Consider the following 21,443-nt stretch of genomic DNA (forward strand, 5'->3'; position numbering starts at 1 on the left):
GCCCTGGTAGCCGGCCCGGCTCACACGGTGAACTCGCGTATCACCGTGTTGCGGAACACCGCGCTGCCGCCGATCGTGAACAGTGCGAGCCGGGTGTCCAGCAGGTACGGGAACACCTGGCTGGTGTGCACATAGCGGCCGTCGTCGACGAACATCTCCACCGATGTGCGGTCCACCAGGATGCGCAGCTTCACCGTGCCGGCGGACGGGTCGAACGGGGTGTGGCTCTCCTGCCACTTGCCGGACGTGTCGGCGTTCACGGTGTTGCGTCGGTTGAGGAAGGCGTAGTCGGAGTAGATACCGGCGTCGATGTGCCGACCGCCGCTGGGTGAGCGCCTCAACTGGAGTCCGGCGCCGGTGAGTTGGGACCAGGTGATCTCCGTCGTGACCTCGTAGGAGATACCGGTGTAGTCGAGCACCTTCGTGCCGTTCACGGTCACGTCGCCCAGGTTCACGGTGCGGGAGACGTGCGCGTCGAGGCCGGCGACGGGCTGGGAGGCGAGGTAGTAGGTGCCGTCGGACGCCTTCTCCAGGGTGATCTCGCGGACGACGGAGTCGGTGCCGTTGAAGCCGTCGCAGTCGATGGTGGGCGTGGTGTCGGCGTAGTCCCAGTTGTTCACCCAGCCGAGCGCGTACCGGGCAGCCGCGTCCACCGCACCGCTCGCGTCCCGCTTCTCGAAGGTGACGCCGGCGTACCAGTCCCAGCCGTGGTCGAGCCACTGCGGGTCACTCGTGTCAGCGGTGAACGCGCTGCCGTCGAAGGAACCCGTCCAGTAGGCGTACGTGTTGGGCAGCCCCGAGCTCTTCCCGTTGGCGCTCACGCCGAGCACCCATTTCACGGTGCCGTCGCCCGCGGTGATGCGGAACAGGTCGGGGCACTCCAGGACGCCGATGCCGTCGTGGACGAAACCGTTCACGTACGTCCAGGACTTGAGGTCGTCGGAGTGGTAGAAACCGATCTTGTCGTTCTCGGCGAGGGCCATCACCCAGCGGCCCCGGTCCTCGTCGCGGATCACCTTGGGGTCGCGGAAGTCGGCGACGCCGGGGTTGGGCAGGATGGGGTCGGTCCCGTAGTTGGCGAAGGTGAGACCGCCGTCGGTCGAGTAGTACAGGAACTGCTCCTGGTGGTCGGTGCCGCCGCCGGGGGACATGGTGACGATGACGACGACCGCGCCCGCGCCGAACCCGGCCGTGTTGCCGGTGTCGACCACCACCGAACCCGACCAGAGATCGCCGTTGACCGTGGTGTCCTTGGGCACGGCGACCCCGCGGTCGGTGAAGGAGACCAGGTCCTCGGTGGTGGCCAGGCGCCACGCGGTGCCCACGACACCGGTGAAGTAGTCGGCGTTGTAGAGGTAGTAGTAGTGGTACTCGCCGTCGATCCAGACGGGCCGCTGCGGGTCGTTCTTCCACTGGTCGGGGACCGTGAAGTGGTACCCGGCGCGGTAACTCGCCCCGCTCGCCGCGGACTTGGGCTTAGGGGTGGCCGCGGCCGTTCCGGCGGACAGCAGCGCGGCGGCGGTGCCCGCCGCCGATCCCGCGAACAGTGATCTCCTGGAAAGCCCCGATGTTCCGGGCATGACGCATCGTTCCTCTCGTGGCGGCTCACGACGTAGAGGGCGTGAAAAATCGGCTCCTGCGAACGAGGACTGTAGACCTAACTCGTTAAAGGTCAAGCGTTCCCGACCCTTGACAGGTCTGCCGCCCGGTTCCCATCATCTGGGGCATCACCCCTGAACTAACACGAGTTAGGCCCGTTAGATGACTGACTCGCACATCCCCCGCCGCACGCTGCTGCGGTACGGCGCATACGGGGCCGGAGCAGCCGCCCTGGCCGGTACCGCCGCGAGCTGGGACCGGCTCACCGGAGCCGACATCCCCGGCCGCGACGACGGCTCCCTCGTCGTCGCCACCCTCGGCTCCGCCTTCGACCCGGCCACCGTCGACGCCCTCACCAAGGGCTTCCACCGGCTCCACCCCGACATCCCGCTGCGGGTGAACGCGGTGCAGGCCGTCGACTGGTCGGACTTCTTCGCGAAGATCCTCACTCAGATCGCCGCGGGTACCGCTCCCGACCTGGTGTATGTGGCCACCGAGGGCGTGCAGTTGTTCGCCCAGCGACTCGGCGTGGCCCTGGACCACTGGGTGCGGCGGGACGCGGCGGAGCTGCGTGAGTACTTCGCCGACGTCCACCCCTCGCTGGTGGAGTCGATGATGTACGAGGGCAACCTCTACCAACTGCCCATGGAGTTCAACGCCGCCGACATGTACCTCAACAAGCAGGTGCTGAAGCGGGCGGGCGCGGGGTTCCCGGCGGCCGACTGGAGCCGCGACGACTTCACCGCGCTGCTGCGGCAGTTGAAGCGTGGCGGCGGCTCGCACTTCACGCCGTACTTCTGGACCAACCGGCTCTGGGGCGGCGTGGTGCCCTGGCTCTTCGCGAACGGCACGAACCTGCTGAAGGAGTCGAAGGCGCCCGGCGGCTCCTGGCTGTGGGACACCTTCTACCCGGCCGCCGACCGGAAGGGGCGCGGCGGAGGCTTCCGCTGGACGACCCCGCAGGCCACCGCCGGCCGCGTCGAGGAGGCGTACGACTATCTCGCCTCCCTCGTCCAGGAGGACCTGTGCACCCGGCCCGAGGGCGGCAACGGCAGCAACCTGGTCGGCGTGTTCTCCACCGGCCACGTCGGCGTCACACCGGCGGGCGGCTTCTGGGCGGGCGGCCTGCAGTTGGCCGGCATGCGGGCCGCCGACTACGACGTGCAGTACTTCCCGCGCTGGCGTACCCAGCGCCACCAGTTCGGCGCGGCGGGCTACGCGCTGCTGCGCACCTCGAAGAAGCAGGAAGCCGCCTGGGAGTTCATCAAGTACGCGGCCCGCAAGGACACCATGACCCGGCTGTTCAAGAGCAACCAGACAACCCCGGCCCGGCGTTCGATGCTGAACGCCGCCCGCTACGCCGAGAGCGGCCCGGCGCACTGGCAGGTCTTCTACGACACCCTCGACCGGTTTCCCGACACCGGCCCGATCCCCGCGCCGCCGCAGGTCGCCGAGGTGACCGACGTGCTGCTCAAGTACACCGGCACCGCGCTGGCCTCGCCGCGTGCGGTGGGTCCCGCGCTGCGCCGGATGCAGGGCGACCTGGAGCAGGCCATGGAGCGTGAGGTATGACGAACACCCAGGTCCCGAACTCCCAGGCCCCGGACGTACGTTCGCGGTCCGCCACGCCACCCGCCGTCGCCGTACGCCCGTCCGTCCGCGACCGCGGCGCCCGGCTGCTGGCCGCGCTGTTCCTGGCGCCCACGGTCGTCGGCATCGTCGTCTTCACGGTCGTGCCGATCATCGGGTCCGTCGTGCTGAGCCTGTTCCACTGGAACGTGATCGACCCGCCCCGCTTCGCCGGCGGCGCCAACTACCGTACGACCTTCACGGATTCGACCGTCCTGGTCTCCTTCCGCAACACGCTCCTCTTCATGGTTTTCGCGGTCGTGCTGCAACTGCTGATCGCGCTGACGCTGGCGCTCGCGCTGAACGAGTGGATGCCGGTGTGGCTGCGGTCGCTGTTCCGTTCGGCGTTCTTCTTCCCCCTGGTACTGTCCGCCGCGTCCATCTCGGTGGTGATGAAGTACCTGTTCAACCAGGACTTCGGGGTGGTGAACTGGCTGATTGGCCTGGTCGGCATCGCGCCCGTGCCCTGGCTGACCTCGGAGCACGCGGCGATGGCCACGGTGGTCCTGGTCTACGTCTGGCAGCAGTTCGGCTTCTCGTTCCTGCTGTTCGTCGGCGGTCTGAACAACATCCCCAAGGAGATCCACGAGGCCGCCGCTCTCGACGGCGCGACCGGCCTGCGCAAGCACCTCGGCATCACGCTGCCGCTGCTGTCGCCGACGCTGCTCGTCGCGTCGGTGGTCGGCATCATCAACGCCCTGCAGGTCTTCGAACAGCCCTACGTCCTCACCGACGGCGGACCCGGCGACGCCACCCGCACCGTCGTGATGGTGATCTACGAGAGGGCCTTCGAGCAGCTCGACTTCGGCGAGGCATCCGCGGTGGGCGTGCTGCTCTTCGCACTGATCATGGCGGTCACCGCCGTCCAGTTCCGGCTCAGCCGGCGTTTCGTCCACTACCAGTGAGCCGGTGAGCCGCATGAGCCAAGCAACCCCGACCCTCAGTCGCCTACGTTATTCACTCACCCCTTGGGCCCGGGTCGCCGCACTGACCGTGTGCGCCCTGCTGACGCTGGGCCCGGTCATCTGGACCGTCGCCACCTCGCTGCGCACTCCGGCCCAGTCCTTCGACCTGCCCCCGCAGATCATCCCGACGCACCCGACGACCGCGGCCTACCGCGGGGTCTTCGATCAGATCGACGTGTGGCTGCTCGCCCTGAACTCCACGCTGGTGACGGCTTTGATCGCCGTCGGCCAGATGATCACGGCGGGCCTGGCCGGATACGCCTTCGCGCGCCTGGAGTTCCGTTTCAAGAAGCCGCTCTTCGGCCTGGTCCTCGCGACCATGATGGTGCCGTTGCAGGTCACCATCGTGCCGGTGTTCCTGGTGCTGAAGACGATGGGCCTCACCGACACGCTCCTCGGCCTGATCATCCCGGCCTTCCCGACCGCCTTCGGCACGTTCCTGATGCGCCAGTACTTCCTCGGTATGCCGAAGGACCTGGGCGAGGCGGCCATGCTGGACGGCGCGGGGACCTGGCGGATCTTCCGCTCGGTGTACGCGCCGCTGGCCACACCAGGCCTGGCGATCGTCGGCGTACTGGCCTTCAACTACCACTGGAACGAGTTCTTCCGCCCACTGATCCTGGAGACCTCCAGCCAGAACTACACGCTTCCGCTGGGCCTGGTCTCCCTCCAGGGCAACCTCGGCACCGGATCCATCTCGGTGGTCCTGGCCGGGGTCGTGCTCTCGATGCTCCCCGCCCTCGCCGTGTTCGTCGTCGGCCAGCGCCCTCTGCGCGAGGGCATCACGTCCGCAGGAGTCAACCGTTGAGCAACGACCCCAACGTGCCGCGTTTCAGGGTCCGTCCGCCCGTCGGCTGGATCAACGACCCCAATGGGCCGTTCCGTTGGCGGGACCGCTACCACCTCTTCTACCAGCACAACCCCGACGCACCGGTGCACGCGAACGTCCACTGGGGTCACGCGTCCAGCACCGACCTCGCGCACTGGGAGCACCACCCGATCGCGCTCACCCCGACGCCCGGCGGCCCCGACGAGGCCGGCTGCTGGTCGGGCTGCGTGACCGACGACGCCGGCACACCGACCGCCGTATACACAGGAGTTGACCATTCCCACACCGGACTCGGCACCATCTGCCTGGCGCGGGCGGCCGACCCGGACGACGAGCGGCTGACCGAGTGGAAGCCGCTGCCGACGCCGGTGGTGGCGGGGCCGCCGCCGGGACTGGACGTGGTGATGTTCCGCGACCCGTTCGTCTTTCGCCACACGGACAGACGCTGGGCCCTCGTCGGGGCCGGGCACGCCGACGGCACACCGTCGGTCCTGCTCTACGACTGCGACGACCTGACCGACTGGCGGTTCGCCGGTGTGCTGCTGGACGGCAACGACCTGGTGGCCGCGGGCGTGTTCGGCGACAAGTCGGTGGGCTGGGAGTGCCCGCACCTCTACCGGACGGCAGGCGGCGAGCACGTGCTCCTGGTGTCCCTGTGGGACGGGGATCCCTGCTCCACCGGATATCTGACAGGCCGTCTGGAGCCAGACGGACAGGGCGCGTTGAGGTTCGTACCGCGCGCCGGCGGCAGGCTCGACCAGGGGCGGGACTTCTACGCTCCCGCCGTGCTCCAGGAGCCGGACCGCGCACTGCTGTGGGGCTGGTCGTGGGAGGCCCGCCCGCAGGAGGAGACAGACCGGGCCGGATGGGCGGGCGTACTCACCGCGCCACGGGTCGTCGACGTCCACCCCGACGGTTCACTACGGGTGAGCCCGGCCCCGGAACTCGAACTGCTGCGCCCGGCCGAGCCGTTCGTCACCGCACCGGGCCGAGTTCCGCTGCCACTCGCGTACGACCTGACGGTCACCGCACGCGAACCGACCACGGTGAGCCTGCTCCGGGACGCGGCGGGCCGGGAGTTGACCGTCCGGGCGGACCCTGCCTCGGGGACCGTCGTCCTCGACCGCAGCGCCTGGCCCCGGACCGGCAGGGAAGGCTCCGCCCCGATCACCGTCCACGTGCCGAAGGCGCCGGAACTCACGCTCCGGCTGCTCGTCGACGGCTCGCTCCTCGAACTCTTCGTCGCGGAACGGGCCATGGTCACCGAGCGCGTCTACCGGCGCCCCGGCGACATCGCCGAGCTGGTCGTCGACGGGCCGGGTGCCAGGGTCACGGGGTGGGCACCGGACCCAGGGAGGTGCGGCTGACCACGGGGCAGGGCAGGCGCGGGACGGGCGCCCAGGTCATCGGGCGGCCGGACCCACAGAGGCGCGGCTGACCAGAGTGCAGGCCACGCACGGGCCGGGTGCCCACGTCACCGGGTGGGCGCCGCACCCACGAAGGCACGACTGACCACGCACGGGCCGGATGCCCACGTCACCGGGTGGGCGCCGGACCCAGGGAGGCGCGGCTGACCACAGGGCAGGCCAGGCACGGACCGGGGACCCGGGGCACCAGGAAGCAGGCGCCGGACCCACACGGCTGACCAGGCACGGGCTGGCAGCCCAGGTCACCGACTGGGCGCCGGGCCCACGGAAGCCCGACTGACCACAGGACACGTCAACCGCCGGACGGTCGCCGGCGGCGCCTGGCCGGCTTCGATGGCGTCCAGGAGCAGCCGGGCCGCCGCCTCGCCCATCGCCCGGTGCGGCAGCGCGACCGAGGTGAGCGGCGGGGTGAGAAACGCGGCCATGTGCTCCTGGTCGTCGTAACCGACCACCGACAGATCGGCGGGCACGTCGATCCCGAGCCGGGTCGCGGCGTGCAGGACACCCGCCGCGACCCGGTCGTTGTAGCACAGGACACCCGTGGGGCGACGGCCCGGCTCGACCCCGTCGAGCAGGCGCAGCGCCCCCGCGTATCCCGCGGAGATCTCCCCGCCGCCGCGCACGATCCACTCCCCGGGCACGGTGACGCCCTCGGCGCGCAGCGCCTCCCGGATGCCGCGGGTACGTTCCACCGAGGCGATGTCGTCCAGACCGCCGATCACGGCGAGCCGGCTGTGGCCCGCATTGAGCAGCAGCCGGGCCGCCGTACGGCCACCGGCGCGCTCGGCAGGGACCACGGCGGGCAGGGAGTCGTCCTCGGGCAGACAGTTGGCCAGCACGGAGTGGGTGCGGTGCAGGCCCTCGGGGACGCGGACCCGGCGCAGTGACATGGCCGCGTAGATGATGCCGTCCACGCGCCGGTCGAGCAGTTCCGCGACGGCCGCGTCCTCCTTGACCGGGTCACCGCCGGAGTCGACGGTGAGGACGAGATGGTCCCTGTCCCAGGCGGTTTCCATGGCACCGCGCAGCAGCCGACCGGCGAACGGAGAGGACGCGATCTCATCGGTGACCAGCCCGATCACGGCCGTACGGCGACGGCGCAGACCGCGGGCCACCGGGTCGGGGCGGTAGCCCAGTTGGGTCGCGGCCTGCCGGATGCGTTCCTGGGTGGCGGGGGAGAGGTTGCCGTCGGCCCGGCCGTTGAACACGAAGGACACCGCGGTGTGCGACACACCGGCGAGCCGGGCGACGTCCCGTGACGTCGGGCGCCCGGTGCCCGTGCTCCCGCTCTCCTCGGCACCGCCCACGCCGCCCGCCGCCCTCACCCAGCCCGACCCTGTCGATCACCGCCCACCCTATCCGCGGGGAGCGCCACGGCATACGGGAGATCCCCAGGGCGCCGCGGCGTGGCCGTCCGATGTGATCACCTTTGATCACCGGATTCCCCGGAGGGCGGGGACCGCTTCGGACCGGGCGCAAGCACGTCATCCACCGGCGATGCCGACCCACCGGCTCGGTGGAGGGTGGCGCTGGCCGGATCGCGCATGTGCACCACTTGGCGGGCATGCGGGGAGCGTCGTCTGCTGAGGGCGACGATCTTGACTTCGCGGATCTCTTCCCGGCCCTCCCGCGTTCGCGGGAACAGTCCAGAACGGGGACATGAGTCACGGTGGTCGGCGGGCCTTGTCGTGGCCGCGGGTAATGGTGCAGGTCGTCGTATCGGCCTTCTCGACCGTCTTGGCCGTGTTGCGCCAGCGGTCGTATTCGGCGTTCATCGTGGGCAGTTGGGCAGGGTTGCTGCCGCCACCGGTGATGTCACCGGCAGGGCCGCTGGCCCTGGTTCCGGTGCCGGTCGCTGACCAGTAGGCGCTGACCTGCGTTCCGGCGTCGGTGCCCGAGGTACCCGGTGCTCCTTGCGTGATGCTGCCCGACTTCAGGTCCTTGGCCAGGTCGACGCGGCCCAGTAGCCCGAACTTTTCGAGTTCCTGGGTGCCCGTGTCGTCGTACACCGAACGGGCGGCGCTGGGCAGGTCGCTCAGCCCAGCTCGGCGAGGGCGTCCTTGCCGTCCGCCGTTGTCGCGAGAGCCGTCGCCCGGTTCCCGGCCGACAGGACACATGCCGTGTTGCCGATCCGGCCGCCGGGCTCAGTGGCATGCGAACGCGGCGAGGTCAGGCTGAGTTGTCGGCGGCGGCCGGCAGTTCCAGGCGGAGTTCGTAACCGCCGTCGGTCGTCGGGCCGTTGGTGACGGTGCCGCCGAGGAGTTCGGCGCGTTGGCGCAGGCCGACGAGGCCGTGGTGGGCGCCGGGCAGGGGGAGTGCGGGGCGGGTGGGGGCGGCGTTGGTGACGGTGGCGCGGAGGGTGCCGTCGCGGTGGTGGATGCGGACGGTCGCGGTGGTGCCTGGGGCGTGTTTGCGGACGTTGGTGAGCGCCTCCTGGACCGTGCGGTAGACGGCGCGCTGGAGGGTGGGCGGGAGACCGTCGGGCAGGTCGGTCTCCAACTCGGTCTCGATGCCGCTGACCGCGATCAGTTGGTGGAGGTCGGCCAGGGACGGCTGGGGAGTGAGTTCGGTGGGGCGGCTGCCGGAGGCGCGCAGGACGCCGACCATGTGACGCAGTTCCTCCAGGGTCTGCACGCTGAGCCGGCGGATCGCGGCCCCGGCGGCTCGCGCCTCGGGGTCCGGGTTTCCGACCTGGAGGGCGCCGGCGGTCACGGCGATGAGGCTGACCTGGTGGGAGACGACGTCGTGCATCTCGCGTGCGAGCTGGGCGCGTTCCTTCGCCAACACGGTCTGTGCCGTGAGGAGTTGCTCCTGTTCACGAGCTTCGGAGATCTCCGCGAGCCGGAGGGACAGTTCGCGTCGGGCCTGCACGAGCTGGCCGAGGAAGACGGGCGCGGCGGCGGTGGCGAGGGTGTAGGTGAGGTGGACCAGACTGTAGGTCTCGTCGAGTTCCTCGACATCGAGGGATGTCCAGGGCCAGGGCATGAAGTCGCTGACGGCGAAGGCCAGCGCGCAGCCCGCGAGCAGCACGCGGTGCCGGCTCAGGGAGGAGAGCGTGTACAGCGCGGCCAACGCGGCGAACGCCGCGTCGCTGAGCAGGGCGGCGGGGAGTGTCAACGCGAAGGCCGGCAGCGGGCGGTGGCGGCGCAGGGCGAGGGCCAGGGCCGCGACGAGTGCCCAGGCACCGGCAAGGTGATCCTCGCTGTCGACGTTCACCCACAGATCCAGCAGTCCGGCACCGACCAGTACCGCGTCGAGCAACACGGCAGGCGGGCGGCGGGAGTTCACCGGGCTGCTCCGTCCGCGGGCGGTGTGAGCAGGCCGGCGCGTTCGGCGACCAGCGCCGCCTGGACACGGTTGTCGACCCGTAACTTCTCGAAGACGGTGCTGACATGGCCCTTGACGGTGCCGTTGCTCAGGTGGAGCCGGTCACCGATCTCGGTGTTGGAGAGTCCCTCGGCCATCAATGCCAGGACGGCACGCTCGCGTTCGCTCAGCCGGTCGACGAGACGGACGGCGTAGGGCTCACGCCCGCCCTGGTCGAGGAAGGCGTCCACCATCGTGCGGGTGACTTGCGACGACAGTACGGTTCCTCCCTCGGCCAACGTGCGGATCAGATACGGCAGTTGCTCGGGGTCGGTGTCCTTGAGGAGGAAACCGGCGGCGCCGGAGCGCAGTGCCGCCTCGACGTACTCGTCGGTGTCGAACGTCGTCAGGATGGCCACCACGGGAGGGTTCGGCATACGGCGGAGCTCGGCCAGGACGGTCAGTCCGTCCACGTCGGGCATCCGGATGTCGAGCAGGACGACGTCGGGGCTCAACTCCCGTACGGCCTCGATGGCTTGGCCTCCGGGAACGGCCGCCACGGCCCCGATGTCGTCCGAGGCGTTGAGGATATGGGTGAAGCCCGTACGGACGAGGGCCTCGTCGTCGACCACCAGAACCCGGATCATGTGCGCTCCGCTCCTCAACTGCCCGTCGTTCGATGGGTACCACGCCGAACGGGTCTTGTTTGTAGGACCGGTTCGGCTCCGGCCGGTCGTCGACAGGGACCATCCGGTCGGCCGCCGAGGTTCCAGCCGGTCGGCGGGTCGGCTTCGGAAGGTTGCCGGGTGTGCTGTTCCCCGCCGCCCGCGAACCCTGGAGGCATGACACACGACGCCTCCCCGGCCCCGCCGACAGCCGCGTTACCCGAGCGGCGGGCGGTCCCCTCCGACCCTCCAACGACCGGACGGTTGATCGGTATTGACCTGGCGCGTGGACTTGCCGTCCTCGGCATGTACTCCGCCCACGTCGGCCCCGACGTCACGGTCGGCGGACCCGTCGGCTTCCTGCTGGAGACCGCACGAGGCCGTTCCTCCGCCTTGTTCGCGCTGCTCGCCGGGTTCTCGCTGATCATCATCACCGGCCGTCCCCGACCCCGGACCGGCCGTGCCGGACGGCAGGCGGCGGTCAGGGTCGCGATCCGTGCCGTCGTCCTGCTGGCGCTCGGTTACGCGCTGACCGCCCTGGACACTGAGGTCGACGTGATCCTCAGCTGCTACGGCGTGCTCTTCCTGGCGGTCCTCCCGCTGTACCGACTGCGCGCCGCCACGCTCGCGCTCATCGCCGCGTCCGGCGCACTGATCCTGCCTCAAGTCCTCTACGCCGTACGGAAGTCCATCGAAGGGGGCGCCTGGGCGGACGCCGTCGTACAGGCGGACCCGCTGGCCCGGATCAGCGGCACGGACGGCGTCGTAGAGCTGCTGTTCACCGGCGCGTACCCGGTCCTGACCTGGGCGCCGTTCGTGATCGCGGGCATGGCGTTGGGCAGGCTCGACCTCACCCGGCCCGGGATCCGGGCCCGGCTAGCCTTGACCGGCGGGGCGCTCGCCGTCCTCGGTTACGGGGGCTCCTGGCTCGCCCTGCATCTCGTCCCGCACGCGCTCACCACCATCGCGTCGGCCACGGGCGGCGGTTCGGCGTCCTCGGCCTGGTGGTCCGACACGGTCGGCGAACCGGAGAACGGCACACCGCTCGCCTGGCTCCTGGTGGCCGCACCGCACAGCCAGACGACCCTCTCCATTCTCGGCAACACGGGTATCGCCCTTGTGGTGGTGGCCACTTGCCTGGTCGTCGCCGACCGGATGCCACGCCTCACCCGCATCGCCACCCCCGTCTCCACGGTCGGCACGATGACGCTGACCGCCTACGTCCTGCACATCGTCGCCCTCTGGCTCCTCACCGACGTCTGGCACCTGCCCCTGATCGACGACGAGACGATGGCCGCACTACCGGTGCTGCTGGGCTTCATCGCGACGGTCATGCTGCTGGCGACCGTGTGGGCCCGCTACTTCCGTCGCGGCCCCCTGGAGTACCTGCTCCATGCCGCCACCCGGCCCGCACGGCACATCACGTAGCACGCGGAAGGAACGCCCCGCCAGGAGAGAGGTGGCGTGGAGCCCAGTCGCTCACGCCTCGGCCGCGACTGCCGTGGTCGGGGCGTCGCGCAGGCCGAGGCGCAGGTGCTCGACGTGGAAGAGGGCCTGTTCCAGCAGCTCGGCGACGTGGTTGTCGTAGAGCGCGTAGATGACCGACCGGCCCCGGCGTTCGCCGGTGACCAGGCCGAGGTTGCGCAGCAGGCGCAGTTGGTGGGAGCAGGCGGACTGTTCCATGCCGACGGCGTCGGCGAGTTCGGTCGCCGCGCACGGTCCCTCCTGGAGCCGGGTCAGGATCCGCAGCCGCGAGGGAGTGGCCAGGGCCTGGAGGGTGGCGGCCACGTCGGTGGCACCCACGGCCTCCAGGCGCTCGCGCGCGGTGGCGGCGGTCTCGGCGTCAGCTCCATGGCCCATGGTCTCCATCCTACGGAGATGCATGAATGAACGTATGAATGAGTCTTCATGTGATCCTGTACGGTGAAGAGAACGGCACCCGGCGCTCTCGGAGTGCCCGCCGCTCCGTCATGCCCCGCGCGAAGGATTTCTGCCCCTATGGCCACCCCTATGACCACCGCCATGTCCCGTCCCCCGGCCGATCGCGCCGCACCCCCGGGCGAGAGCGGTGTGCCCCGGCGCCGTACGCGGGTCCTCGCACTGGTCGAGGCGCGCTGGGCGGCCGTGGCCGTCGTTCTCTTCCTCCTGGCCCTGCCGCTGCAGCTGACCGGCGCGCCGGCCTGGGCGTGGGGTCCGCTGTACGCGCTGTCGTACGCGTCCGGCGGGTGGGAGCCGGGGTGGGCCGGCCTGCGGGCGCTGCGGGAGAAGACCCTCGACGTGGACCTCCTGATGATGGTCGCCGCGCTCGGAGCGGCGGCGATCGGACAGGTGATGGACGGCGCGCTGCTGATCGTCATCTTCGCCACCTCGGGCGCGCTGGAGGCGCTGGCCGTGGCCCGGACCGCCGACTCGGTGCGCGGCCTGCTGGACCTGGCGCCGGCCACGGCCGCCCGCCTCGACGCCGAGGGCAGGGAAGTGGCCGTCGCCGTCGAGGAGTTGACCGTCGGTGACACGATCCTCGTACGGCCCGGCGAGCGCGTCGGAGCCGACGGCCTGGTGCTGGATGGGGCCAGTGACGTGGACCAGGCGACCATCACCGGTGAGCCGCTGCCCGTGGCCAAGGAGAAGGGCGACGAGGTCTTCGCCGGCACGCTCAACGGCACCGGCGCCCTGCGGGTGCGCGTCGAGCGGGACGCCTCCGACTCGGTGATCGCGCGGATCGTACGGATGGTGGAGGAGGCGTCCGGGACCAAGGCGCCCACGCAGCTGTTCATCGAGAAGGTCGAACAGCGGTACTCGCTCGGCATGGTGGCGGCGACCCTCGCGGTGTTCCTCGTCCCGCTCGCCTTCGGGACGGGACTCACCGATGCGCTGCTGCGGGCCATGACGTTCATGATCGTGGCGTCGCCGTGCGCGGTCGTGCTGGCGACGATGCCGCCGCTGCTGTCCGCGATCGCCAACGCCGGACGCCACGGCGTGCTGGTCAAGTCGGCGGTGGTCATGGAGCGGCTGGGACAGGTCGACGTGGTGGCACTCGACAAGACCGGCACGCTGACCGAGGGCACCCCGCGGGTCACCGACGTCCGTCCGCTCGCCGGATCCGGGCTGGACGAGGGCGACGTGCTGGCACTGGCCGCGGCGGCGGAGCACCCGAGCGAGCATCCGCTGGCGCGAGCCGTCGTGGACGCGGCGCGCGAGCGGGGACTCGGCCTCCCGGTGGCGTACGACTTCGATTCCACCCCCGGCGTCGGCGTCACCGCCACCGTCGAGGGACGAGTGGTCGCGGTCGGCGCCCCGGCCCGACTGCTCGCCGGGAAGCCGGACGCGGGCTCGGCGCGGGCAGCCGCGCTCGCGGGCGCGCTGGAGGAGGACGGGCGGACCGCTGCGCTGGTCACCCTCGACGGGAGGCCGGTGGGCCTGCTCGGCATCGCCGACCGCCTGCGCACCGACGCGATCGCGACCGTCTCCTCGCTGACGTCCCTCACCGGAACCGGACCCCTGCTGCTGACCGGCGACAACCCCCGTGCGGCCGCCCGCCTCGCCGCCGAGGTCGGCATCGAGGACGTACGAGCCGGCCTGCTGCCCGAGCACAAGGTGCGCGCGGTCAGGGAACTGACGGGCGCGGGCCGCAAGGTCATGGTCGTCGGGGACGGCGTCAACGACGCCCCGGCGCTGGCCGCCGCGCACACGGGTGTCGCGATGGGCCGGGCGGGCTCCGACCTCGCGCTGGAGACCGCCGACGCGGTGATCGTCCGCGACGAACTGGTCACCGTGCCCGCCGTGATCTCCCTCTCGCGCCGGGCTCGCGAACTCGTCGTGCAGAACCTCGTGATCGCCGGTGTGTTCATCGCGGGCCTGGTCGTCTGGGACCTGGCGGGCCACCTGCCGCTGCCGCTCGGCGTCGCGGGCCACGAGGGCTCCACGGTCGTCGTCGGCCTCAACGGGCTACGGCTGCTGCGCGAGGCGGCCTGGAAACGGGCGGCCGAGTGAGCCGCCGCAAAGCCCCCCGGCCGGGGTTCGTGGCGTCGACCGTGCCGCCCAACTCACCTAACTGGAGGTCGAGTTGGGCGGTACGATCCACGTTCGTGCGGTGAACTGCCTCGAAACGTGCGAGCATCCCGCCCGGTGGGGTTACGCGGACGCGGCTCCCCTACCCCGGCGTACGAGATAGACGCCCCCGCCCACCACGACGACCACCACGGCACCGATGCCGGTCCAGGCGCCGGCCGACAGGCCGCCGTCGTCCTTCGTCTCGGCCTCGGCGACGGGCGAGGACGAGGGCTCCTCCGGCGTGGGAGAGGCGGACTGCGACACGGTCTCGGACGGGGTCGGGGTCGGGCTCGCGGACTTCGCGCCGGGCGCGGCGGCCTTCAGCTTGAGCACCGGGGCCGGCTGCTCACCGCTCTCGTCCAGTTCGATCCAGCGGTCGGTACGGCCGTCGTCGTAGGTCTGGAGCGTCTTGAACGCCAGCTCCTTCGCGTCGGGGAGCTGCTTGACGACGACCGAGTACTCGGCGTTCGCACCGGCCTTCACCGCGGGGCCCTGCACGGTGTAGCCGTCGTCGTTCGCGGTGAACTTCCAGCCCTTGGGCCCTTCGCCGTACGTCACGTCCGCGGGCGCGATGCCCTCGGGCAGGACCACGCGGATCCCGGTGATCCCGGCCGTACTGGACTCCGACTCGGCGTCGAAGGAGACCTCGACGTTCTCGGCGAGGGCCTGGGCCTTCTCGGACTCGACCTCCACGTGGGCGGCGGCCGGACCAGCGGTGAGGAGGACGGCGGTGGCGGTCGCGGCGGTGGCGATCGTCAGGCGCCGGGCGGTGGTGCGGGTGTTGCTGAGGCGGGACATGGATGTCTCCAGACGTGGTGGAACGCGGAGCGGCGAGAGAGCGCTGCTCCGGCGGGGTCAGTTGGCGAGAACGAACCCCGTCGGCGGAGGACCCCGCCGTACCACCACGTCCGCGAGCAACGCCCCCTGTGGCGCCGGACGTTCCCGCCACGCGAGGGCGAGCGTCGGCGGATCGCCCTGGGCCGGCGCTCGGCGCTCGCTCAGCAACGCCCGGACCGTGGCGATCCGTGCCCGTACCCCTTCCGCGACCACCGTCAGGCCGCGCGCCAGCGACCAGCACGCCGCGTCCGCACGGTGCAGCAGCACGGCCACGAGGACGACCGCGACGGCGTGCACGGCGGTCATCGTCAGCGAACCGTGCAGCCGCTCGTGCCAGGCACCATGGGTGTCCATGGCCATCGTCGGCATCGCGGTGTGTGCGTGCGTCGTCGACAGCCAGAGATGCAGGCCCACTTGGGCGGTGGCGCTGGTGGCCGTCACCGCGCCCAGTGTGCGCGGACGCCGGGCACCGGCGAGCCCGATGCCGAACAGCACGGTGGCCGCCCAGACACTCTGCCGCCAGGGCGCCGGACCCTCGGCGATCAGATGGTGGGCGCTCACGCCCAGCACCGTCCCGACGGCGGCGAACACCGCGGCCCGCAGAACGGGCAGTGGCGCACGGTGCGTTGTCGTACGGGACATGGTCATGGCCCGACCATCATCGGGCATGGCCCGGCGCGGCCGGCGGCGGGTTCCGGATCGACGGCGACGTCTACGTCTCTTCGCTTACGTCTCTTCGCTATACGCCATGTATGGTGAACCGATCTCGCTATACGTGGCGTATAGCGAACGGATGGCTTGGAGTCCGTCTGATGAGCACGGCAGTGAACGAGTCGAGTCCGTCGGACACGTCCCCCGCGGCCCGGCGAAAGGTGCTGAAGGCGCTCAGCGGGCTGCTTCTCGCACTGTTCGTCTCGACCCTCAGCAGTACGGTCGTCTCCAGCGCGCTGCCGAAGATCATCGGGGCGGTGCACGGGTCGCAGACGCAGTACACGTGGGTCGTCACCGCGACGCTCCTCACCACCACGGCGACCACGCCGATCTGGGGCAAGCTCGCCGACCTGTTCAGCAAGAAGACCCTCGTGCAGGTGTCCATCGCCGTCTTCGTGCTGGGTGCCGTGGCGTCCGGGACAAGCCAGACCGCGGGGCAGCTCATAGCCTCGCGGGCGTTGCAGGGTGTCGGGGTCGGAGGCGTGCAGGCCCTCGTGCAGATCACCCTCGCGGCGATGATCCCGCCACGCGAACGCGGCCGCTACAGCGGCTACTTGAGCAGTGTCACGGCCACGTCGACCATCGGCGGGCCGCTCCTCGGCGGTGTCATCGTCGACACCTCGTGGCTGGGATGGCGGTGGTGCTTCTTCATCGGCGTGCCGATCGCCGCCGTAGCGCTGTTCATGCTCCAGCGGACGCTGAACCTTCCCGTCCTCCGCCGTGAGAACGTCAGGATCGACTACCTGGGGGCCACGTTGATCGCCTCGGGGGTCAGTGTGCTGCTGGTGTGGGTGTCGTTCGTCGACAACTCCTTCGGCTGGGCCTCGTGGCAGACCGCGGTCATGGTGGCCGGCGGGCTGCTGCTGATCGGCGCGGCCGTGTGGGTGGAGTCGCGGGCCGCCGAACCCGTCGTACCGCTCCATATCGTGAGGCGGCGCACGACCGCGCTGGCGATCGTCGGCAGTCTCTCCGTCGGTACGGCCATGTTCGGTGCCGCGGTGTTCCTCAGTCAGTACTTCCAGCTCAGCCGTGGGCACAGTCCGACCGAGGCGGGCCTGCTGACGATCCCGATGATGGCCGGCATCCTGATCGCCTCCACGGTCGCGGGCCGACTGATCAGCCGGACCGGGAAGATCAAGCCGTTCATCATCACCGGCGCCGTCCTCCTCACGGTCGGGTTCGCCGTGCTCGGCACCATCGACTCCAGGACGCCCATGCCGCTGCTGGGCGTGGCGATGCTGTGTGTCGGGATGGGCGTCGGCATGACGCTGCAGAACCTGGTGCTCGTCGTGCAGAACACCGTGCCGCTGAAGGACATCGGCGCGGCCAGCTCCACGGTGTCGTTCTTCCGTTCCCTCGGCGGCACGATCGGTGTCTCCGTCCTCGGTGCCGTGCTGGCCCGGCACGTCCAGGACCAGATCGCGCACGGACTCGCCTCCGCGGGACTGCGGACCACGGGCACTGCCTCTGATGTCTCCGCGCAGCCCGCCGCCGTACAGGAGATCATCCGCGTTGCCTACGGCGATGCCACCGCACAGATCTTCCTCCTCTCGGCCGCCGCGGCCCTCCTCGCGGTGATCGCCGCGATCCTGCTGAAGCCGGTCAGCCTGCGCAGCAGCCTCGACCTGACCGAGAAGAGCGGGGGAGCGGCGACGGTCGCCGCGGATGCGGGGTGACGAGCCGAATCGGACGGCGATGTTCTGCCGGCGACCCTCTCTCAACCCGTCTACCTGGGTAAACTGTCGGGAACGCCAAGTGCCTTGAGGGGGAGTCGGGATGCCGCCGCACAGTGCTTCCGCGGCCGGGGTCCCGGACGAGGGGGACGAGCGGAGCGTGCCGCCCGTCAGGCAGGCGCTGTCGGACAGCGTGTACGAGAGCATCAAGGCGATGGTCATGGACCACGAGATCGCCCCCGGCGCACGCGTCGGCATCGAAGCGCTGGCCCGCACACTCCAGGTCTCGCCGACCCCCGTCCGGGAGGCGCTGGCCCGGCTGGAGTCCGACGGTCTGGTGGTGAAGCGCGCGCTCTCCGGCTACCGGGCCACGCAGTTGCTGACCCGCCAGGGTCTTGAGGAACTCTTCGAAATGCGCCTGCTGTTGGAGCCCAGGGCCGCCGCGCTGGCCGCCGTGAACGCCACCGAGGCGCAACTCGACGGCCTTGAGCGGATCGTCGAGGAGATGCAGGCCCACCCGAACCCGAACGGACGGTACGCGTCGTACCGCGACTTCGCCGCTCTCGACCAGCGCTTCCACGAGGCGATCGGCCAGGCCACGCACCGACCGCTCCTGGCGGACGCGGTGGAACGGCTCCACGCGCATCTGCACATCTTCCGGCTCAGCAAGGTGGTTGGCGCCGGAGGCCCGACCGTCGCAGAGCACGAGCGGATCGTACGCGCGGTGCTGCGCCGCAACCCCGAGCGGGCGGCCGAGGCGATGACGGAGCACCTCACCCGGAGCCTGGAACGGCAGATCGAGGACGGCGAGGCGTCCGGTTCCTGAACGGCCGCCGCAGAAGCCGGAGTTGGGGGCCTGTCCCCGCTCACTCCATGAGGAACACCTGTTCCGCCGTGGCCCACCATTCGCCGGGCGCCGCCGCCTCCGGCACGGGCACCTGACACGGGGCGGTGAGTTTCCACCACCGCTGGGTGGCCTCGTCCTCGGCCAACAGAGCCAGGTCCGCCGCGAGATCGTCGCCGTGGTACTCGAAATAGCTGAACAGGCGGTCGCCCAGCAGATGGATCGAGTAGTTGGAGATGTGACTGCGCCGGATGCGGTCGAGCACCGGCTGAGGCACGGCGCGGTGCAACTCCCGGTATTCGTCCAGCTTTTCCGGGCGTACGGCGATGACCTGGGCCACGCGCTTCACGAGCGCACCGTGTCACGGTCGTGGATCAGGCGGATCACCCGGCCGCTCATGCGGTCGTAGTCGCGGTCGTTGTCGACCTCGCCGCGGATGCGGTGGTCCGTCATGACGACGATGCGGTCGGCGAGGGTGACCATCTCCGCGAGGTCGCTGCTGATGAGGAGGATGGGCAGGCCGTCGCGGGCCAGGTCCCAGATCAGTTCGTGGAAGGCGCGCTTGGTGCGGACGTCGACACCCACCGTCGGCTCGTCGATGACGAGCAACCGGGTGTCCGCGGCAAGCCACTTGGCGAGGCTGACCTTCTGCTGGTTCCCGCCCGAGAGTTCACCGGCGTTCTGCCCGAGCCCCGAGACACGGATGCCGAGCCGGTCGACGAGATCCTGCGCCACGTCCCGCTCCTCGCGCGCCGAGACGAACCCGAGCGCCTTGGCGAGCCTCTTCCACACCGTCACCGTGATGTTGCGGACGATGGGCTGCTCCAGGAAGACGCCCTCCTCCTTGCGGTTCTCGGTGACGTACCCGATGCCGTACTCGTGCAGGGCCTGGCGGGGCGAGGTGATGCGGACCGGGCTGCCGTGCACGCGGACCTCGCCGCCGGTGATGCGGTCCAGGCCGAGCACCGCCTTGATCAGTTCGCTGCGTCCGGCGCCGACCAGTCCGTACAGGCCGACGATCTCGCCGGGCCGGACCTCCAGGCTGATGTCGCGGTGTCCGCCGGCCGTGGAGACCTTGTCCAGTACGAGAGTTGGGGTGGTGGTGCGGTCGACCGTGCGGGGGCGCATCTCCGTCGCCGCGTGGGCGCGGCCCACCATCAGGCCCACGATGTCGTCGTGGGTGTGGTCGGCCAGGGGCGAGGACTCCAGGACCGACTTGCCGTCGCGCAGCACGGTGACCGTGTCGCAGACCGCGAAGACCTCTTCCAGCTTGTGGCTGACGAAGACGACACAGGCGCCTCGGTCGGCCAGTCGCCGGATCACCTCGAAGAGGCGCTCCGTCTCCTGCGGGGAGAGGGAGGCGGTCGGTTCGTCCAGCAGCAGCACTCGGCTCTCGGTGTAGAGGGCCTTGGCTATCTCCACCAACTGCTGCTGTGCGACGGACAGTTCGCGCACCGGGCGCTGCGGGTCGAGGTCGACGCCGAGTTCCGCGAGGCACGCCAGGGCCGGTGCGGTCATGGCCTCGCGGTCGACCAGGCCGCGGTGGGAGGGCGGGTTCTGCAGGGTGATGTTCTCCGCCACCGAGAAACCCGGGATCAGGTTGCGTTCCTGGTGGACCACGCCGATGCCGGTGCGGGTCGCCTCCAACGGCGAGCGCAGATGGACCTGTTGGCCGTTCCAGATGAGCCGCCCGCCGTCGGGGGAGTGCACCCCGGTCAGGACCTTGATGAGGGTCGACTTGCCGGCGCCGTTCTCGCCGAGGAGCGCGTGCACGCTGCCGGCGGTCAGCCGCAGCCCCACGCCGTCCAGCGCCCGGACACCGGGGAAGACCTTGACCAGGTCCTCGCATGCGAGAAGAACCGTGCCGCTCACTGGGCACCTCCGGTCTGCGGCAGGACGGCGCCGTCGGTCGTCGCGGACTTCTCCAGGCGCGTCTGGTGCAGTCGGCCACCGGCGACCGTACCCAGCACGACCAGGCCGATGAGGAGGTTCACCCAGCTCGGGTCCAGGGAGAACTGGGCTCGCGCGGCGTCGATCAGCCGCGTCACGAAGGCCGCAAGAACCGTACCCAGTACGGCGATTGAACCGCCGGTGAGGGCCACGCCCCCGATGATCGGCGCGGCGAAGCTCGGCAGCAGCCAGTCGCCGCCGACGCTGCGGTTGACGCCGGGCAGTGAGGCCGTGGCGGTCACGGCGGCCACGCCGATCAGCAGCCCGGACAGGGTGTGCGCGGCCACGATCTGCCGGTCGGTGGAGATACCGGACAGCCGGGCGGCGAGGGGGTTGCCGCCGGCGGCGAGGAGCCGTCGGCCCGCGACCGTGCGGTACATGAAGGCGGCCAGCAGCGCCGCCGCGACGAGCGCGGTGACGAAGACGAGGGGGATGTTCAGGGGCGCCGACGTGCCGAAGTCGCGCAGCGTGCGCGAGTAGCCGTCGACGGTACGGGTGCCGGTGAGCCGGTACTGAGCGCCCAGGAGGATCGTCATCGTCGCGAGGGTCACGATGAACCCGTTGATCTGGGTGCCCACGATGGCGACACCGGTCGCCAGCCCGATGGCCGTCGCCGTCAACAGGCCCACGATCACGGCGACTCCGGCGGGCATTCCGTGGTCGGCCATGAGGACGCCCACGAGACAGGCGGTGAAGCCGCCCAAGGCGCCTACGGCCAGGTTGAGTTGGCCCACGCACAGCGCCACCATCTGGGCCAGGCCGATGAGGATGGGAGTGGCCAGGTACTGGAGGAAGACCCGCACCGAAGGGCCCTCGAAGAACGAGCCCGACGAGGCGATACCCAGCGCCACATAGCCCACCACGACCACGCACAGCAGCATCGCCGCTGTGGAACGGGAGAACCGGCGCAGCGACGTGTTGGCCCAACTCCCCTGACCTGGAGCCGTGTTCATGCGGT

General features: G+C 70.6%; 19 protein-coding genes. 8 read left to right on the top strand and 11 right to left on the bottom strand.

Going from position 1 to position 21,443, the window contains the following annotated elements; translation table 11 throughout:
- Window positions 1-20: 20 nt before the first annotated feature.
- Window positions 21-1,580: a GH32 C-terminal domain-containing protein gene (locus AB0I69_RS40585; protein WP_363100803.1), complete on the bottom strand. Its 1,560-nt coding sequence runs from the start codon at window positions 1,578-1,580 to the stop codon at window positions 21-23.
- Between the two features lie 181 nt (window positions 1,581-1,761).
- On the opposite strand from AB0I69_RS40585, the gene AB0I69_RS40590 reads away from it, so the two are divergent.
- From AB0I69_RS40590 to AB0I69_RS40605, 4 genes are read left to right on the top strand one after another with little or no spacing between them, the layout of a single operon-like run.
- On the top strand, window positions 1,762-3,171 hold the full coding sequence (locus tag AB0I69_RS40590; RefSeq protein ID WP_363100804.1) for an extracellular solute-binding protein: 1,410 nt from the start codon (window positions 1,762-1,764) through the stop codon (window positions 3,169-3,171).
- Window positions 3,168-4,133: a sugar ABC transporter permease gene (locus tag AB0I69_RS40595; protein WP_363100805.1), complete on the top strand. Its 966-nt coding sequence runs from the start codon at window positions 3,168-3,170 to the stop codon at window positions 4,131-4,133. The genes AB0I69_RS40590 and AB0I69_RS40595 overlap by 4 nt, the downstream gene beginning before the upstream one ends.
- Window positions 4,134-4,146: 13 nt before the next feature.
- A complete protein-coding gene (locus AB0I69_RS40600) occupies window positions 4,147-5,001 on the top strand; it encodes a carbohydrate ABC transporter permease (protein ID WP_363100806.1) in 855 nt (284 codons plus the stop codon).
- Window positions 4,998-6,389, top strand: coding sequence for a glycoside hydrolase family 32 protein (locus AB0I69_RS40605; RefSeq protein ID WP_363100807.1), 1,392 nt, complete (start codon window positions 4,998-5,000; stop codon window positions 6,387-6,389). The genes AB0I69_RS40600 and AB0I69_RS40605 overlap by 4 nt, the downstream gene beginning before the upstream one ends.
- Before the next feature lie 302 nt (window positions 6,390-6,691).
- Here the strand turns inward: AB0I69_RS40605 and AB0I69_RS40610 are convergent, their stop codons facing one another.
- From AB0I69_RS40610 to AB0I69_RS40625, 4 genes are all read right to left on the bottom strand, one after another.
- Complete coding sequence (locus tag AB0I69_RS40610) at window positions 6,692-7,756, bottom strand: LacI family DNA-binding transcriptional regulator (RefSeq protein ID WP_363100917.1); 1,065 nt, start codon at window positions 7,754-7,756, stop codon at window positions 6,692-6,694.
- Window positions 7,757-8,113: 357 nt separating this feature from the next.
- A complete protein-coding gene (locus AB0I69_RS40615) occupies window positions 8,114-8,458 on the bottom strand; it encodes a hypothetical protein (protein WP_363100808.1) in 345 nt (114 codons plus the stop codon).
- Window positions 8,459-8,618: 160 nt separating this feature from the next.
- Complete coding sequence (locus AB0I69_RS40620; protein ID WP_363100809.1) at window positions 8,619-9,737, bottom strand: histidine kinase; 1,119 nt, start codon at window positions 9,735-9,737, stop codon at window positions 8,619-8,621.
- Window positions 9,734-10,402: a response regulator transcription factor gene (locus tag AB0I69_RS40625; protein WP_363100810.1), complete on the bottom strand. Its 669-nt coding sequence runs from the start codon at window positions 10,400-10,402 to the stop codon at window positions 9,734-9,736. The genes AB0I69_RS40620 and AB0I69_RS40625 overlap by 4 nt, the downstream gene beginning before the upstream one ends.
- A 195-nt stretch (window positions 10,403-10,597) precedes the next feature.
- On the opposite strand from AB0I69_RS40625, the gene AB0I69_RS40630 reads away from it, so the two are divergent.
- Entirely contained in the window at window positions 10,598-11,848 is a 1,251-nt protein-coding gene (locus AB0I69_RS40630) for a DUF418 domain-containing protein (RefSeq protein WP_363100811.1), read from the top strand.
- A gap of 51 nt (window positions 11,849-11,899) precedes the next feature.
- Here the strand turns inward: AB0I69_RS40630 and AB0I69_RS40635 are convergent, their stop codons facing one another.
- On the bottom strand, window positions 11,900-12,280 hold the full coding sequence (locus AB0I69_RS40635) for a metalloregulator ArsR/SmtB family transcription factor (protein ID WP_363100812.1): 381 nt from the start codon (window positions 12,278-12,280) through the stop codon (window positions 11,900-11,902).
- A 162-nt stretch (window positions 12,281-12,442) separates the two neighbouring features.
- Between AB0I69_RS40635 and AB0I69_RS40640 the strand changes: the two genes are divergently transcribed.
- A complete protein-coding gene (locus AB0I69_RS40640; protein WP_363100813.1) occupies window positions 12,443-14,410 on the top strand; it encodes a heavy metal translocating P-type ATPase in 1,968 nt (655 codons plus the stop codon).
- Between the two features lie 141 nt (window positions 14,411-14,551).
- On the opposite strand, the gene AB0I69_RS40645 is transcribed toward AB0I69_RS40640, so the two are convergent.
- Both AB0I69_RS40645 and AB0I69_RS40650 read right to left on the bottom strand, forming a co-directional pair.
- Entirely contained in the window at window positions 14,552-15,268 is a 717-nt protein-coding gene (locus AB0I69_RS40645) for a DUF1775 domain-containing protein (RefSeq protein WP_363100814.1), read from the bottom strand.
- Between the two features lie 57 nt (window positions 15,269-15,325).
- The gene (locus AB0I69_RS40650; RefSeq protein ID WP_363100815.1) at window positions 15,326-15,955 is read right to left on the bottom strand and encodes a hypothetical protein; all 630 of its coding nucleotides are present in this window, start codon (window positions 15,953-15,955) and stop codon (window positions 15,326-15,328) included.
- 164 nt (window positions 15,956-16,119) lie between these two features.
- Between AB0I69_RS40650 and AB0I69_RS40655 the strand changes: the two genes are divergently transcribed.
- Both AB0I69_RS40655 and AB0I69_RS40660 read left to right on the top strand, forming a co-directional pair.
- Window positions 16,120-17,694 (top strand): MFS transporter, encoded by a 1,575-nt coding sequence (locus AB0I69_RS40655; RefSeq protein WP_363100816.1) that lies wholly within the window; start codon window positions 16,120-16,122, stop codon window positions 17,692-17,694.
- Between the two features lie 100 nt (window positions 17,695-17,794).
- Complete coding sequence (locus AB0I69_RS40660; RefSeq protein WP_363100817.1) at window positions 17,795-18,517, top strand: GntR family transcriptional regulator; 723 nt, start codon at window positions 17,795-17,797, stop codon at window positions 18,515-18,517.
- Window positions 18,518-18,557: 40 nt separating this feature from the next.
- On the opposite strand, the gene AB0I69_RS40665 is transcribed toward AB0I69_RS40660, so the two are convergent.
- From AB0I69_RS40665 to AB0I69_RS40675, 3 genes are read right to left on the bottom strand one after another with little or no spacing between them, the layout of a single operon-like run.
- Window positions 18,558-18,884, bottom strand: a complete 327-nt coding sequence (locus AB0I69_RS40665) for an L-rhamnose mutarotase (RefSeq protein WP_363100818.1) — start codon at window positions 18,882-18,884, stop codon at window positions 18,558-18,560.
- A complete protein-coding gene (locus tag AB0I69_RS40670; RefSeq protein ID WP_363100819.1) occupies window positions 18,881-20,407 on the bottom strand; it encodes a sugar ABC transporter ATP-binding protein in 1,527 nt (508 codons plus the stop codon). The genes AB0I69_RS40665 and AB0I69_RS40670 overlap by 4 nt, the downstream gene beginning before the upstream one ends.
- A complete protein-coding gene (locus tag AB0I69_RS40675) occupies window positions 20,404-21,438 on the bottom strand; it encodes an ABC transporter permease (RefSeq protein WP_363100918.1) in 1,035 nt (344 codons plus the stop codon). Before AB0I69_RS40675 ends, AB0I69_RS40670 begins: the two co-directional genes overlap by 4 nt.
- Between the last annotated feature and the right edge of the window lie 5 nt (window positions 21,439-21,443).

The sequence above is a fragment of the Streptomyces sp. NPDC050508 genome, assembly GCF_040655155.1.
Classification (GTDB): domain Bacteria; phylum Actinomycetota; class Actinomycetes; order Streptomycetales; family Streptomycetaceae; genus Streptomyces.